The organism is Ferrovibrio sp. (genome assembly GCF_036381655.1).
In the GTDB taxonomy this organism is placed as follows: domain Bacteria; phylum Pseudomonadota; class Alphaproteobacteria; order Ferrovibrionales; family Ferrovibrionaceae; genus Ferrovibrio.
The window spans coordinates 35,893-48,349 of sequence record NZ_DASVCJ010000076.1 but is presented as its reverse complement, the minus strand read 5'-3'; the positions used below and the strand labels follow the sequence as shown (position 1 = coordinate 48,349).

Sequence of the window (12,457 nt, the reverse complement as noted above, 5' to 3'; positions counted from 1 at the left end):
ATGATTCAATGGGCCGTGGACGGCGGAAATTCGCCGGGACGCAGCTTGCGCGCCACGGCATCGATCACGCCGTTTGCCAGCTTTATTTCGCGCGGCCCAAAAAACGCCCGCACGATACCGACATATTCATCAATGATGGTGCCGATAGGAACGTCGACGCGGGCGATAATCTCGTAAGCGGCGCATCGCAGGATATAGCGGAGAATGGCCTCCATGCGCTCCAGCGCATCCGAGCGGGGCATCGCCGCCTTGATCGCCTCGTCGAGTTCGGCCTGCCGCTTGGCAACGCCTCTGACCACCTCGGCAAACCAATCGGTGTCGGCCTCGCGCAGTTGCGCCCCTTCCACCTCTTCATTCTGCCGGTTGGCGCGAAAATCGGCGATCACGGCATCGGCTGCCCCGCCGCCGAACTCGATCTCATACAGGGCCTGCACCGCAAACAGCCGCGCGACAGATCGGCGCCCAGCCGGCCGGAAGTTGCGGCGCTGCCCTCCTTCACTCATGCGGAAAACAACTGCTTCAGGCCGATCATCGCGACACAGGCCAGAGCCGCATTGCCGCCCTTGTCCTGACGGTCCTTGCGTGCCCGATCCCAAGCCTGCTCTTCATTCTCGACGGTGATGATGCCGTTGCCGATGGCCAACTGATGCTCAAGCGCAAGTTGCTGCAAGCCGCGCGCGCTCTCGTTTACCACGACATCATAATGCGAGGTCTCGCCGCGGATGACGCAACCCAGTGCGACATAACCATCATAGGCGCGTTCGCCTTTGCGGTTCATGGCAAACCGGATCGCCGCCGGCAGTTCAAGCGCACCGGGCACGTCGATGCGGTCGTAATCGAAATCAGATGCTTCGATCACCGCCTTGGCGCCTTCAAACAGGGCATCCGCGATATCCTCGTAGAACCTGGCTTCCACGATCAGAACTCTAGGGCGGCGCGTGTCGATAACGAGCCCCCCCTTGACCTGTGATTTCCGGGTGGAAAAGGTCTTCTTCGCCGACTTCTTGGCGGCCGGCTTCCGCGCGCGCGAAACCATGGTCAGATCTCCCTACGGACCTCGATAGGCCGGGTCTCCACCACGGTCAGGCCATAGCCTTCCAAGCCAACGATTGTACGCTGCACATTCGACAGCACGATCATATCCTTCACCCCCAGGTCGACGAGGATCTGCGCCCCGATGCCATAATCCCGGAGTTGCGCTGGATTTTCAACCGGCTCCCCGATCTTCTGCCGCACCCGGTCCGACAGGGCGGTTGCCCGTGGCTCGCGAATCAGCACCACAACCCCCCGTTCGGCCTCGCCAATCATGCGCATGGCGCCATGCAGCACGCCCGACCGGCCGCCATGGTCGCCCAAGACGTCCTCCAGCACGTTCAGGGCGTGCATGCGCACCATCACCGGCCTGCCGTCCGCCACATCGCCCTTCACCAGCGCGATATGCTCGGCATACTCGACCCGGTTGCGATAGACGATCATGCGGAATTTGCCGCCCCAGACGCTGTCGATCTCGCCCTCTACCACTCGCTGGACCAGGTTGTCGTTGCGCCGGCGATAGCCAATCAGATCGACGATGGTGCCGATCTTGAGATTGTGGAACTGGGCGAATTTCACCAGGTCCGGCAGACGGGCCATGGTGCCGTCGTCGTTCATGATCTCGCAGATCACGCCCGAGGGATTGCAACCGGCCAGCCGCGCGATATCGACCGCCGCTTCGGTATGGCCGGCGCGTACCAGCGTACCGCCATCCCTGGCCATTAGGGGAAACACATGCCCCGGCACGGCGATGTCCTGGGGGCCCTTCGTCGGATCGATCGCTACGGCAATGGTGCGGGCCCGGTCGGCGGCCGAAATGCCTGTGGTGACGCCTTCTCTCGCCTCGATGGAAACGGTAAAGGCCGTCTGGTGGCGGGACGCATTATGCTGCGCCATCAGCGGCAGCCCGAGCTGCTCGATGCGTTCGCGGGTCATCGCCAGGCAGATCAGACCCCGGCCGTATCTGGCCATGAAATTGACGGCCTCGGCACTGGCATGCTGCGCTGGGACATATAGATCGCCCTCGTTCTCGCGATCTTCTTCATCCACAAGGATGACCATCCGGCCCCGGCGGGCTTCCTCGATGATCTCTTCCGCCGACGCGATATATCGCTTGATGTCGTCCAGTGCGCTCACGCTGTCTTGCCCCATTGCTGCAGGCGGGCCACATAGCGCGCGAGCGCATCGATTTCCATATTGACCTGGGCTCCTGCCGTCAGACGGCCAAGCGTCGTTACCTGTTGGGTATGCGGGATCAGATTGACGCCGAACGTCACGTCCTGCACATCGTTGACCGTCAGCGAGACCCCGTCGATGGCAACCGAGCCTTTTTCCGCGATGAAGCCGGCCAGGGCCTTGGGGGCACGAAACCGCACGCGCAGGGAATCGCCCTCTGTCGTCACATTGACGACCTCGGCCACGCCATCGACATGACCGGAAACGATATGGCCTCCCAACTCATCACCGACCTTGAGGCTGCGCTCGAGATTGACCGGCGAGCCATCGGTCCAGTTTCCCAAAGTGGTCCGCGACAGTGTCTCGGCCGAGACATCGACGGCAAACCAGTCTTCACCCTTCTGCACCACCGTCAGGCAGACTCCGGAACAGGCGATAGAGGCGCCGATGGCGACACTGTCCATGTCATAGGCCGTGCGGATACGGAAGCGGGTGTCGCCATGCGCTTCCCGCGCGGCGACGGTTCCAATGTCGGTAATGATGCCGGTGAACATGGGTCTATTTCTAAGGGGCGCGAACGAAGGTTTCCAGCAGGTCGTCGTCCAGAATATCGCTGCGGATGCGCCGCCAACGGGGTGCTTCCGCAACGGCATCTATCCCGAAAGCGGCCACGGATGGCAGCCCGTCCCCGCCGATGACGCTGGCAGAGCGGAACCAAATCATCCGATCCACGAGGTCGGCGCGGATCAGGCTGGCCGCCAGACGGCCGCCGCCTTCGACCATTATCCGCGTAATACCGCGAACGGCCAGCTCCTCAAGGGCTAGTCGCAGATCGGGATAGCCCGCCTCATCCGGGCAGACCGCAATGACATCCACGCCGCAATCCAGGAATGCCTGCCGGCGGCGGCTATCGACATCCTCCCGGGTGATCACCCAGGTCGGTATGTTCCGCGCCGTGGCAACCACCCTGGCGGTAAGATTCAATCGCAGGCGCCCGTCCATGACGACCCGCACGGGAGGCCGCTTCGGCAGGCCGGGCAGACGGCAGGTCAGTTCCGGATCATCCTGCATCGCGGTATTGCTGCCGACCATGACGGCGTCGGTCTGCGCACGCAGCAGGTGCGCCCGCATGCGGGAGAGCGGATTGGTGATCCACTTGCTGTCGCCGCCATGTGTGCCGATCCGCCCGTCCAGGCTGACCGCCAGTTTCAGGGTGACTGCCGGGCGGCCGAGTTGCCGGTTCGTCAGAAAACCCGCATTCAGCTCGGCAGCCGCAAAATCCAGGCATCCTTCTTCGACGGCGATGCCGGCCTCGCGCAGCAGGGCCATACCCCTGCCGGACACGCGGGGGTCGGGATCCTCCAGCGCGACGACACAGCGAGCAATGCCTGCCGCCGCCAGGGCCTCAGCGCAGGGCGGGGTCCGGCCATGGTGGCTGCAGGGCTCGAGAGTGACGTATGCCGTTGCTCCACGCGCCAGCGGCCCGGCCTGTCTCAGGGCTTCGGTTTCGGCATGCGGCCGCCCGCCGATCTGCGTCCAGCCGCGCCCGACGATCCGATCCTCCTTGACGACGACGCAGCCGACGGCCGGGTTCGGCCATGTACTGCCCAGCCCGCGCGCAGCCAGCCCGAGCGCGATACGCATAAAGCGCTCATCGCGGCTGGCGAGGGCAAGGCTAGTCGTCATCCGCGCCGGCACCGCTCAAGGATCCGATGAATTCCTCGAAATCCTTGGCTTCGCGGAAATTCCGGTAGACGGAGGCGAACCTGACATAGGCAACCTTATCCAAGGCCGCCAGACCGTCCATCACCAGCTCGCCGATCATATCGGACTTGATTTCGCTTTCACCCGAGCTTTCCAGCCGCCGGACGATACCGTTGATCAGCCGCTCGATGCGTTCCGGATCGATCGGCCGCTTGCGCGTGGCGATCATGATCGAGCGCGCCAGCTTGTCCCGGTCGAACGGCACCTTCAAGCCGTTCTTCTTCACCACGGTCAGCTCGCGCAATTGAATCCGCTCGAACGTCGTGAAACGCGCGCCGCAATTCGGACAGTAGCGCCGCCGCCGGATGGCCGAGTTGTCCTCGGTCGGCCGTGAATCCTTGACCTGTGTGTCGTCATTGCCGCAGAACGGACAACGCATCGCTCAGTTTCCCCCGCCTAGAGTCTTGTCGCGGTCAAGCGCGCGGGTAGATGGGAAAGCGGCGGCACAATGCGCTCACCTTCTCCGCTACCGCCCGTTCGACATCGGAATTGTCGTTGGTCTTCTTGGCCAGGCCATCCAGCACATCGGCGATCAAACCGCCGATCTGGTTGAATTCGGCGACACCGAAGCCGCGCGTCGTACCCGCCGGGCTTCCCAGCCGGACACCAGAGGTAACGGTTGGCTTCTCCGTGTCGAAGGGAACGCCATTCTTGTTGGTCGTGATCCGGGCCCGCTCCAGGCTCTCGACGCAGACATTGCCTTTCAGGCCCTTCGAACGCAGATCGACGAGCATGAGGTGATTGTCGGTGCCGCCGGATACCAGATCATAGCCCCGCTCCTGCAATGCCGCGGCCATGGCTTTGGCATTGTCGACGATCGCCTGGGCGTAGGAGCGGAATTCCGGCGTCAAAGCCTCGCCGAAAGCGACCGCCTTGCCGGCGATGACATGCATCAGCGGCCCGCCCTGCAGGCCCGGAAAGACCGCGGAGTTGATCTTCTTGGCCAGCGCTTCGTCATTGGTCAGCACCATGCCGCCACGCGGACCGCGCAAGGTCTTGTGCGTCGTCGTGGTCGCCACATGGGCATGCGGGAACGGGCTGGGATGCGTGCCGCCAGCGACGAGCCCGGCGAAATGGGCCATATCGACCATGAAAATGGCACCGACGCTGTCGGCGATCTCGCGGAATCTGGCAAAATCCCAGAAACGCGGATAGGCCGATCCGCCGGCGATGATCAGCTTCGGCTTATGCTGCTCTGCCAGCTTGGCGACCTGATCCATATCGATGCGGTGATCGTCCTTCCGCACCGTGTATGGCACGACATTGAACCACTTGCCCGACTGGTTGGCAGGCGAGCCGTGAGTGAGATGGCCGCCGGCAGCAAGGTCTAGCCCCATGAATGTATCGCCGGGCTTCAGCACCGCCATGAAGACCGCCTGATTTGCCTGCGCACCGGAATGCGGCTGCACATTGGCAAAACCGCAGGAAAACAATTTCTTGGCGCGCTCAATCGCCAGGGTCTCGGCGACATCGACGAATTCGCAGCCGTTATAGTAGCGCTTGCCGGGATAACCTTCGGCATACTTGTTGGTCAGCACCGAGCCCTGCGCCTCCAGCACGGCGCGGCTAACGATGTTCTCCGACGCAATCAGTTCGATCTGATTCTGCTGACGGTCCAACTCACTGGTGACGGCAGCATAGATTTCCGGGTCCGCCTCGGCCAGGCTGCGCTCGAAGAACCCGGAATGGGTGACGGTGGGCTTTGCTGCTGTACTGGACATCGCGATCACTCCGAGCTGGGCGTCAGGGGTTACGCCGGGGCGCCAAGCTTGGCGACACGGCGGGCATGGCGGCCGCCCTCAAAGGCGGTCTCCAAAAAGGTCTTGAGGCAGTCCTTGGCGGTTTCCACCCCCGTGGTTCGGGCGCCGAGGGCGAGAACGTTGGCGTCGTTATGCTGACGCGCGAGACGGGCTGTGGTGGTATCGTGGCAAAGTGCGGCACGGCAGCCAGGAACGCGGTTGGCGGCGATCGAAATGCCAATGCCCGTCCCGCAGACGACCACTCCAAGGGCTGCTTCGCCGTTCGCTACGGCCTCGGCGAGCTTGCGGCCGAAATCGGGGTAATCCACGCTTTGTGAACTGTTGGTCCCCAGGTCAAGGATGGGATATCCCGCCGATTTCAGTTCATCGCGCAGCAGGTCTTTCAACTCGAAACCCGCATGATCGGCGGCAAGGGCGACCGTGGGCTTGGTCATCGGTAAATACCTCGGGGAAGATCGCGCGGACCCTACAATATCCGGTGCCTGGTGCCAACCCTAGCAACAAGCAAAAGCATGAGGGGCAACTGCAGCCGGCAGGAACAAATAAGGCACGCCGATCAAAAGAAAAGGCCCGGCGGTTATTCCGCCGGGCCTCCCAAATCAGCCGGTCAGCGGCCGATCAGTTCAGATAATCGTAGGAGCCGTCCTTCCAGACATAGATGACATAGCCCGGGGCCGTCACGTCCCCCTTCTTGTCAAAGGAGATCTCCTTCATGACCGTCTGGAACTTGCCTTCATGCAGGGCCTTCTCGACGGCCGAGGTCTTGAACGACTTAGCCTGCGTGGCAGCCTGCGCCCAAGCCTGGACGGCGGCATAGGTGTACAGCGTATAGCCTTCCGGCTCGAAGCCCTGCGCCTTGAACTTGGCAACAACCGGCTTGGCGACATCGTTCTTGCGCGGATCCGGCGAGAAGGTCATCAGGGTGCCGTTGCCAGCCGGACCGGCGATCGACCAGAATTCCTGCGTCACATAGGCGTCGCCACCCATCATCTTGGCCATCAGACCCTGTTCGCGGGCCTGGCGGATGATCAGGCCGGCTTCGGTGTGATAGCCGCTGAAGTAGATCAGGTCGATGCCAGCCGCCTTCATCTTCGAGACCAGCGCCGAGTAATCCTTCTCACCCGGGTTGATGGCCTCGTACATGGCCTCCTTCATGCCTTTTCCGTTGATACGCTTCTTGGTCTCGTCGGCGAGGCCCTTGGCGTAAGCGCTTTTGTCGTGGACGATCGCGACCTTCTTGCCCTTGTAATGTTCAAGGATGTAATCGCCGGCAATGATGCCCTGCTGGTCGTCGCGGCCGCAGACGCGGAAGACGTTCTTGTAACCGCGATCCGTAAAGGTCGGGTTGGTCGATGCGGGCGAAATCTGGATGATGTTCTCTTCCTTGTAGACATCCGAGGCCGGGATCGAGGAGCCCGAGCAGAAGTGGCCGATGACTGCCGCCACCTTCTCCTGCGCGGCGCGGTTCGCGATCGCCACCGCCTGCTTCGGATCGCACGCATCGTCACCGACGATCAACTGAATCTTCTGGCCGTTCACACCGCCTTTGGCATTGAGATCGGCGACCGCCATTTCGGCGCCGCGCTTCATCTGCTCGCCGAAGGTGGCGTACTGGCCCGTGATCGGGCCATGGATGGCAATCTTTACGTCCGCCGAAGCCGTGCCGGCGAAGAGGCCGACGGCGGCCAATGCGGCCAATCCAGTGGTCAAGTTACGCATGGTTGCATCTCCCTGTTTGATGCGGTGGTGCAAGAGTTTAGTCACTCAACTGTCACTCGGCAACAACCTCTGGTGACACCCTATCGGTTGCGCCAGCTTAGCAGACCGGCGCGCTCATAGAGCCATGGATACTGGTGAATCATCAAATCCACCTGGGTCAGGCGGAATCCCAGGCTTGCCAGGCCCCAGACGACAAGGACGGCAATCAGATAAGGGATCAGCGCCAGCAACTTCTGCTCGAACAGAGCAAAGGCCAGGAACCGGTTCGTGGCCGCAAGCAACAGGCTGTAGGGGATCAGTTCCCAGTAGCTGCGCCAAGTGCTTGCTATGGCCTGTCCCATCATAAAGGCGCAGCCGCCGGTCAGGATAATGGTCAACCCGATGAATACACCCAGACTCTCACCGAGGATCGCCGTCATCCATGGCCTCCTTCCAGATATGCCGCCCGGATCTGTTCATTGGCGAGGAGATCGGCTCCGCTGCCCGACAGGGTAATCTGGCCATTGACCAGAACATATCCCCGGTGGGCCAGTTTCAATGCATGGTAAGCATTCTGCTCCACCAGCAGCACCGTGACGCCGTCCCGCCGGTTGATCTCTTCGATGATGGAAAAGATTTGCCGCACGACGAGCGGGGCCAGACCAAGAGACGGTTCATCGAGCAGCAGCAGACGCGGCCGGCTCATCAGCGCCCGGGCGATGGCCAGCATCTGCTGCTCGCCGCCGGACAAGGTGCCGCCGCGCTGATCGCGGCGCTCCTTCAAGCGCGGAAACAGCGAAAACACCCGTTCGAGATCGCTGTCGAAATTGGCCGGGTCCGCGACAACGGCCCCCATGCGCAGGTTTTCCAACACAGTCATGCGGGGAAATATGCGCCGGCCTTCCGGAGCATGCGCCAAACCCCGCCGAACAAGGTGGTACATCGGCACGCCGACGATGTTCTCCCCGGCGAGTGCGACACTGCCGCGGCGCGGCCGCGGATTGCCGCAGATGGTCATCAGCAAGGTGGATTTACCGGCGCCATTGGCGCCGATGAGCGCCACGATCTCGCCTTGCGCAACCTCGAGGTCCACGCCCTTCAAGGCATGAACGGCGCCATAGTATGTGTGAATCCCCGAAACGCTGAGCATCAAACCGCTCCCAATTCGTCCGCTTCGCCGTTTTCCGGCTCACCGAGATAGGCCCGGATCACGGTCGGGTCATTGCGTATCTCATCCGGGCGGCCATCGGCGATTTTCTTGCCATAGTCGAGGACGATAATATGGTCGGAAATCTGCATCACCACGCTCATATCGTGCTCGATCAGGAGCACGCCGCAATTGTGCTGATCGCGGATGAACTGCAGCAATCCATTCAGCTCGGCGGATTCTCTCGGGTTGAGGCCAGCGGCAGGCTCGTCCAGACAAAGCAATACCGGTTCGGTGCACATCGCCCGGGCGATCTCCAGTCGGCGCTGACTGCCATAAGGCAACGCGCCGGCTTGCTCGTCCGCCATGTTCGTCAGGTTGATGCGGTCAAGCCAGTACCGGGCCTTCTCCACGGCTTCCGCCTCGGCCCTGGTGTAACCCTTCCAGCCGAAAAGCCCCAGAAAGGTGTAGCCGGAGGCGCGCATCAGAGTGTTGTGCTGGGCAACGATCAAATTCTCCAGCACGGTCATCTTCGGAAACAGGCGGATATTCTGGAAGGTGCGTGCCACCCTCGCCTTTCCAGCGATTTCATTGCCGTACATGCGTTCAAGCAGGAACTGCCGTTCGCCATTCATCAGCGTCAGGCGCCCTACGGTGGGCCGGTAGAAACCGGCAATGCAATTGAACACCGTCGTCTTGCCGGCGCCGTTCGGGCCGATGATGGCGGTAATCTCCCGCGGCATAGCGTCGAATGAGACGTCATTGACGGCAATTAGGCCGCCGAAACGCATGGTCAGGTGCTCGATGCGCAACAGGGGGGTCATGTTAGCCGGGCCCGCCATCATTCGCCTCCGCTTTCCCGCGCTTTGGGGCGTGGCGGTAGACGGATAGTCGGCTCGCGGTGCGACAGCAGGCCCTGGGGACGCCAGACCATGATCAGCACCATCGCGGCGCCAAAGGCCAGCATGCGGTAGAGGGCGAATTCGCGCGCCAGTTCCGGAAGCAATGTCAGGAATGCCGCCGCCAATACAATGCCGGCCTGACTGCCCATGCCTCCCAGAACCACGATCGCCAAGATAACGGCAGACTCGATGAAGGTGAAACTCTCCGGACTGATGAAGCCTTGCCGCGTGGCGAAAAAGCTTCCCGCAAAGCCGCCGAACATCGCGCCGATGGCAAAGGCGGTCAACTTGGTGTTGGTCGGATTGATGCCCAGCGCCTTGCACGCGATTTCATCCTCGCGCAGAGCCTCCCAGGCGCGGCCGATCGGCAGGCGCCGGATCCTCATGGTGAAAAAGTTGGTAACCAGGGCGAGGACGAGGATGACGTAGTAAAGGAAAATGATGCGGTGAATCGACTCGTATTCCAGGCCGAATATCTCGTGGAAGGCGCGTTGCCCTTCCGGCGGATCCGCCGTGAACGGGATACCGAAAAATGTCGGCCGGGGAATGCCGGTGATGCCGTTTGACCCACGCGTCACATCGGTCCAGTTCAGCAGGATAATGCGGATGATCTCGCCGAAGCCCAGCGTCACGATCGCGAGATAATCGCCGCGCAGGCGCAGAACCGGGAAGCCGAGTACGATACCGAATGTCGCGGCGAGCAAGCCTGCCAGCGGCAAGCTCTGCCAGAACCCGAAGCCAAAATTCAGAGACAGCAACGCATAGGTATAGGCACCGACCGCGTAAAAGGCGACATAACCGAGATCAAGCAGTCCCGCGAGGCCGACCACAATATTCAGCCCCCAGCCCAGCATCACGTAAATCAACACCACGGTCGCAAGGTCGACCACGGTGCGGTCGGCGAACGGAAGCATGGGCAGGATCACGGCAAAAGCAATCAACGCCGGCATCAGCCACTTGTCCGCCTTGCTACCCAGCCTGGTCAGGAAATCCGTCTTGGCGGGTGCTTTCGATTCGGCCGGTTCGGGGCGTCCCTGCCGCAGGCGCCACCAGTCGAAGAAGCCCATCAGGCCCAGCCGGCCAAAGAAGACGATGACAGCAGCGTAGCCGATCCAGGAAAAGCGGGTTTCGATGCCAAGCATCGCCCCGCCCGCATCGACCGTTTCGAAACCCAGCAGCGGAAACGCAAGCGCTGAAGCGACGAAGGCCGCGAGAATCGCATCGCGTAAACGTTGAGTCAGCGTCATCTCACACCTTCTCGACTTCTGGGCGGCCGAGCAAGCCGGTGGGTCTGAAGATCAGCACGATGACGAGAATCGAAAATGCGGCAACGTCCTTGTACTCGGTGCTGAAATAAGCGGACCAGAAGGCTTCGATAAGGCCGATCAGCAATCCTCCGAGCATTGCGCCCGGCAGACTACCGATGCCGCCAAGGACCGCCGCGGTAAATGCCTTCAAGCCAGCGAGGAAGCCAATATAGAAATCGACCACGCCGTAATACAGCGTGACCATGACCCCTGCCACAGCCGCCAGTATCGCACCAAGAACAAACGTCAGCGAAATGGTGCGATCCGTGTTGACGCCGAGCAGAGCCGCCATCACGCGATCCTGTTCGCAGGCCCGCTGCGCCCGGCCGAGTGGCGTCTTGGCGATCAGCCAGGAAAAGCCGACCATCAAAGCGATGGTCAGCAGCATAATGATGATCTGGAGGTAAGAGAGCGTGACCGAGAAATTCTCTCCGGTCATCAGATCGAAACCGCCCCGGATCATTGGCGGCAATGCCTTGATCTTCGCGCCTTGTGCAATCTGCACGTAATTCTGCAGGAAGATCGACATGCCAATCGCCGAAATAAGCGGCGCCAGGCGCGACGAACCGCGCAAAGGACGGTAGGCGATGCGTTCGATGGTCCAGCCGTAAAGGCCGGTCAGCACCATGGAGACGATCAGCACGATCAGCAGTGCCAGCGGAACCCAGCTAATTCCGACGGCGCCAAGAATGGCGAAGCTGATGACGGCGATGAAGGCGCCGATCATGTAGATTTCGCCATGCGCGAAGTTGATCATACCGATGATGCCGTAGACCATCGTGTAGCCGATGGCGATCAAGGCATAGACAGCGCCAAGCGTGACGCCGTTGATGAGCTGCTGAAGAAAATACTCCATTGTCCCCCGTTGACCGCCCTCACCGTTTCCGTTGCTGCTTATCTAAGACAAATTGCAGCTTGCGGACGGCTAGGCGCATCAGTTCCTGCTGCGAAAGGTGCGGGTCCCCCACCATGGAGACTTCCGTCCCGGTTGCCGGATCGATGGCAATCACCTTCAGCGCCGCCCCGATGCGACGAAACTCGACGATTGCGTCCCGATCACCGCCCCCTGTCGCGTGTGACATGATAGGTCTGTTACCACCACTTTACGAAACGGCTCAAGTCTCATCGACGGCTCCCCGCATTTATCGAATCTTGCTGCGCGGCGTTATCTGCCCAAGAAATTTAATTTCCACGCGGAAATGAACTTGCATTTGGCAGGGATTTGTCACTTGTTTTATATCTAAAATAAGCCGATCAGCGGAGTAAATCCATGCAAATTCTCAATCCGCCAGAATGGCCTGCCCCCAAGGGCTACGCCAACGGAATCGTCGCCAAGGGGCGCATGGTCTTCGTTGCCGGCCAGATTGGCTGGAATGCCGAGGGACGGTTCGAGAGCGACGGTTTTGTCGATCAGACCCGCCAGGCGCTGCGCAACGTCGTGCGCGTTCTCGCCGAGGCCGGCGCGCGGCCAGAGCACGTCGTGCGCATGACATGGTATGTGGTCAATAAGCAGGATTACCTGGCCCATAACGGTGACCTGGGAAAAGCCTATCGCGAAATCATGGGCCGGCACTATCCCGCCATGACCCTGGTACAGGTCGCGGCGTTGCTGGAGGACCGCGCCAAAATCGAGATCGATGCAACAGCCGTCATTCCTTCGCAGGGATGAGG

Annotated in this window: 16 protein-coding genes; 1 reads left to right on the top strand and 15 read right to left on the bottom strand. The window is 61.4% G+C overall.

The features are described 5' to 3' along the window. Positions 1-5: 5 nt before the first annotated feature. From nusB to VF194_RS16975, 15 genes are all read right to left on the bottom strand, one after another. The gene (gene nusB / locus VF194_RS17045) at positions 6-503 is read right to left on the bottom strand and encodes a transcription antitermination factor NusB (protein ID WP_330892391.1); all 498 of its coding nucleotides are present in this window, start codon (positions 501-503) and stop codon (positions 6-8) included. Further along, complete coding sequence (locus VF194_RS17040) at positions 500-1,036, bottom strand: 6,7-dimethyl-8-ribityllumazine synthase (RefSeq protein WP_330892390.1); 537 nt, start codon at positions 1,034-1,036, stop codon at positions 500-502. Before VF194_RS17040 ends, nusB begins: the two co-directional genes overlap by 4 nt. Before the next feature lie 2 nt (positions 1,037-1,038). Next, positions 1,039-2,184: a 3,4-dihydroxy-2-butanone-4-phosphate synthase gene (gene ribB / locus VF194_RS17035; protein WP_330892389.1), complete on the bottom strand. Its 1,146-nt coding sequence runs from the start codon at positions 2,182-2,184 to the stop codon at positions 1,039-1,041. Beyond that, on the bottom strand, positions 2,166-2,762 hold the full coding sequence (locus VF194_RS17030; protein ID WP_330892388.1) for a riboflavin synthase: 597 nt from the start codon (positions 2,760-2,762) through the stop codon (positions 2,166-2,168). The genes ribB and VF194_RS17030 overlap by 19 nt, the downstream gene beginning before the upstream one ends. Before the next feature lie 10 nt (positions 2,763-2,772). Further along, on the bottom strand, positions 2,773-3,894 hold the full coding sequence (gene ribD, locus VF194_RS17025) for a bifunctional diaminohydroxyphosphoribosylaminopyrimidine deaminase/5-amino-6-(5-phosphoribosylamino)uracil reductase RibD (RefSeq protein ID WP_330892546.1): 1,122 nt from the start codon (positions 3,892-3,894) through the stop codon (positions 2,773-2,775). Next, on the bottom strand, positions 3,884-4,351 hold the full coding sequence (gene nrdR / locus VF194_RS17020; protein ID WP_330892387.1) for a transcriptional regulator NrdR: 468 nt from the start codon (positions 4,349-4,351) through the stop codon (positions 3,884-3,886). The genes ribD and nrdR overlap by 11 nt, the downstream gene beginning before the upstream one ends. A 34-nt stretch (positions 4,352-4,385) precedes the next feature. Next, complete coding sequence (glyA, locus tag VF194_RS17015) at positions 4,386-5,693, bottom strand: serine hydroxymethyltransferase (RefSeq protein WP_330892386.1); 1,308 nt, start codon at positions 5,691-5,693, stop codon at positions 4,386-4,388. A gap of 29 nt (positions 5,694-5,722) precedes the next feature. Next, entirely contained in the window at positions 5,723-6,166 is a 444-nt protein-coding gene (gene rpiB / locus VF194_RS17010) for a ribose 5-phosphate isomerase B (protein WP_330892385.1), read from the bottom strand. A gap of 184 nt (positions 6,167-6,350) precedes the next feature. Further along, entirely contained in the window at positions 6,351-7,451 is a 1,101-nt protein-coding gene (locus tag VF194_RS17005; protein WP_330892384.1) for a branched-chain amino acid ABC transporter substrate-binding protein, read from the bottom strand. Positions 7,452-7,531: 80 nt separating this feature from the next. Further along, complete coding sequence (locus tag VF194_RS17000) at positions 7,532-7,870, bottom strand: DUF6867 family protein (protein ID WP_330892383.1); 339 nt, start codon at positions 7,868-7,870, stop codon at positions 7,532-7,534. After that, positions 7,867-8,580 (bottom strand): ABC transporter ATP-binding protein, encoded by a 714-nt coding sequence (locus tag VF194_RS16995; RefSeq protein ID WP_330892382.1) that lies wholly within the window; start codon positions 8,578-8,580, stop codon positions 7,867-7,869. Before VF194_RS16995 ends, VF194_RS17000 begins: the two co-directional genes overlap by 4 nt. Next, a complete protein-coding gene (locus VF194_RS16990; RefSeq protein WP_414656121.1) occupies positions 8,580-9,419 on the bottom strand; it encodes an ABC transporter ATP-binding protein in 840 nt (279 codons plus the stop codon). The genes VF194_RS16995 and VF194_RS16990 overlap by 1 nt, the downstream gene beginning before the upstream one ends. Continuing rightward, entirely contained in the window at positions 9,419-10,726 is a 1,308-nt protein-coding gene (livM, locus tag VF194_RS16985; protein ID WP_330892380.1) for a high-affinity branched-chain amino acid ABC transporter permease LivM, read from the bottom strand. The genes VF194_RS16990 and livM overlap by 1 nt, the downstream gene beginning before the upstream one ends. A 1-nt stretch (position 10,727) precedes the next feature. Next, on the bottom strand, positions 10,728-11,642 hold the full coding sequence (gene livH / locus VF194_RS16980) for a high-affinity branched-chain amino acid ABC transporter permease LivH (protein ID WP_330892379.1): 915 nt from the start codon (positions 11,640-11,642) through the stop codon (positions 10,728-10,730). 19 nt (positions 11,643-11,661) lie between these two features. Next, complete coding sequence (locus tag VF194_RS16975) at positions 11,662-11,868, bottom strand: DUF6898 family protein (protein ID WP_330892378.1); 207 nt, start codon at positions 11,866-11,868, stop codon at positions 11,662-11,664. A 188-nt stretch (positions 11,869-12,056) separates the two neighbouring features. Here VF194_RS16975 and VF194_RS16970 point away from each other — a divergent pair, with 188 nt between their 5' ends. After that, positions 12,057-12,455, top strand: a complete 399-nt coding sequence (locus VF194_RS16970) for a RidA family protein (RefSeq protein ID WP_330892377.1) — start codon at positions 12,057-12,059, stop codon at positions 12,453-12,455. Positions 12,456-12,457: the final 2 nt, after the last annotated feature.